Consider the following 1,972-nt stretch of genomic DNA (forward strand, 5'->3'; position numbering starts at 1 on the left):
CCCCGTCCTTGACCCCGCTAACGAAGGCGTCCCACTCACTCGGGGTGAAGGCCAGCACCGGGCCGTCGGGGTCCTTGGAGTCACGCACCAGGAAGAGCCGCTCAGCATCCGCCTTGTGCTCGACCTCCGCCTGACCGGCATCAATGGTCGTGACCTCGACGCAATCGGAGCCGTTGGCACTGCGCCGACTCTTACGCCAGGCAATGCTGGACAGGTCCACTTTAGTGCTCCTTGTCTTTTCTGTCGGAAAACGGGTGATTCTCAGCCGACTTCCTTGATCAAGCCTGCGATCAGTTCCTTCGACTCATCGGGACCAAGCGCCATCGCCCGGAGGTGGTCGAACGCAAGCGAATATTGGTATACCTCGGCATCACTCTCCACATACAGGCTACTCGTCATGGTTTCGACGTACACCACGTCCGGATCGTAAGGTTCGCGAAACTCCACGATTGCGAAGGATCCAGCGGTCGCCGGATGGGCGCCGTTGACAGCGGGCAGCACCTGGATCGTCACGTTGTCCCGGTCCGCGAACTCAAGGAGCTTCGCGTACTGCTCACGCATGACCGCGGCGGAGCCGACCCTGCGCGTGAGCGCCGCCTCATCGATCACACTCCAGAACCGGAGCGGATTCTCCTCCCGGAGCAGGAGGTTCTGCCGGGTCATGCGAACCTCGACACGCCGCTCGGTTTCGACTGGAGAAGCCAGGCCCATCAACCCGGAGCGTGTGATCTCGCGCGCGTAGCCCTCTGTCTGCAGCAGGCCGTGCATGATCATCCCACTGTAGCCGCGGATGAAGGAGGCGTCCGATTCGAGCTGGATATACGTCGCGTAATCGCTTGGCAGCGACTCGGCGTAGGCGTCCCACCATCCGCGGGTGCGGGCTGTCCTGGCCAATGACTGCAGGCCGGCCCGCTTGTCCGGGTCCAGCCCGTACAGGTCGAGCATCCGCGTGAGGTCCGCTGCGGCGATGCCGACGCGGGCCGTTTCGATCCGCGAGACCTTCGCCGCCGACCAGGCCAGACGCTCGCCGACCTCCTCGATCGTCATCTCGCTGCGCTCACGCAGCCTGCGCAGTTCGCTGGCCAGCCGCCTGCGCCGGACTGTAGGGCCACGCCGGACCGTCACGGAAACCTCCTGAGATCGTCACGCACAGTGTGCCGCGGGTGGTCCGTATGCGCAGGTGAATTCCGCAAACAGAAGTTGCCAGCAAATTTGCAGATTCACTTGCGAAGGCGACCCGCATCGTTGACCATCGAGGCAACGCCACTCACACAGAGTCATGACACCAGGACTCTCCGCAGTGAAGTCAGGTCAAGTTGGGCGAAAGGATCAGGTATCGGAGATGCGCATGCGCGACGTCGGAGCGGAGGCCGGCCATCTGATCCGGCTGGCCGGGGAGTTGCATGATCTCGGGCTGGACTCGGTCGTACGGCTTCCGCCGCACCACGAGCCGAGCATGGAGATCTCCCTCGCCGACGACACGGCAACCGGGCCGGCCATGGCACGGATGCGGATCACGGCCACGCGGCGACGCCGTACCTGGATGTTCGCCTGGGGCCGCGGCCGTCGCAGGCGCGTCCTGGCCACGGCGCCCGACGCCGCCCGGCGGATCGCCGCCGCCGTCCACGCCACCCGGACTGCACACGCCGCCCAGCGCGCCGTCGCCGCCGAGGCCGCGCAGGTCGCGAGGGCGGCAAAGTCCCTGCCGGACGCCGGTGACGTGCAGATCGCCCACACCGCTCAGGCCGTACCGGGCGTCCGGGTCTTCTGGAGGGCCCGATGAAGGCCCTGGGCCTGCTGGGACGGATCGACCTGCCCGGCGAGACCGCCTCCGTGCCCAAGGCGCGGCGCTATCTGCGCGTCCTGCTGGCCGCCACCGGCCACCCCCACTGTGACGACGCCCTGCTGCTCACCACCGAACTGGTCGCCAACGCCGTGAGGCATACCGACTCCGCCCGGCCCGGCGGCCAGG

At 66.7% G+C, this 1,972-nt stretch carries 3 protein-coding genes and 1 pseudogene; 2 read left to right on the forward strand and 2 right to left on the reverse strand.

What is annotated here, in order from left to right:
* Nucleotides 1-220: DUF397 domain-containing protein (locus Mth01_RS29155; RefSeq protein ID WP_204019179.1), on the reverse strand; the 220-nt coding region annotated here is incomplete at its 3' end.
* Nucleotides 221-261: 41 nt separating this feature from the next.
* Entirely contained in the window at nt 262-1,125 is an 864-nt protein-coding gene (locus tag Mth01_RS29160; RefSeq protein WP_204019180.1) for a helix-turn-helix domain-containing protein, read from the reverse strand.
* A gap of 223 nt (nt 1,126-1,348) precedes the next feature.
* Here Mth01_RS29160 and Mth01_RS29165 point away from each other — a divergent pair, with 223 nt between their 5' ends.
* Together Mth01_RS29165 and Mth01_RS29170 are read left to right on the forward strand one after the other, a co-directional pair.
* A complete protein-coding gene (locus Mth01_RS29165) occupies nt 1,349-1,783 on the forward strand; it encodes a hypothetical protein (protein ID WP_204019181.1) in 435 nt (144 codons plus the stop codon).
* A pseudogene (locus Mth01_RS29170) lies at nt 1,780-1,972 on the forward strand (ATP-binding protein); the annotation flags it as partial. The gene Mth01_RS29165 and the pseudogene Mth01_RS29170, both read left to right, overlap by 4 nt.

Source organism: Sphaerimonospora thailandensis (assembly GCF_016863115.1).
GTDB classification, from domain to species: domain Bacteria; phylum Actinomycetota; class Actinomycetes; order Streptosporangiales; family Streptosporangiaceae; genus Sphaerimonospora; species Sphaerimonospora cavernae.

What these genes read in the sequence shown, in the direction of transcription:
- Mth01_RS29165 (WP_204019181.1), top strand. Translation starts at nt 1,349, where the DNA reads ATGCGCGACGTCGGAGCGGAGGCCGGCCATCTGATCCGGCTGGCCGGG.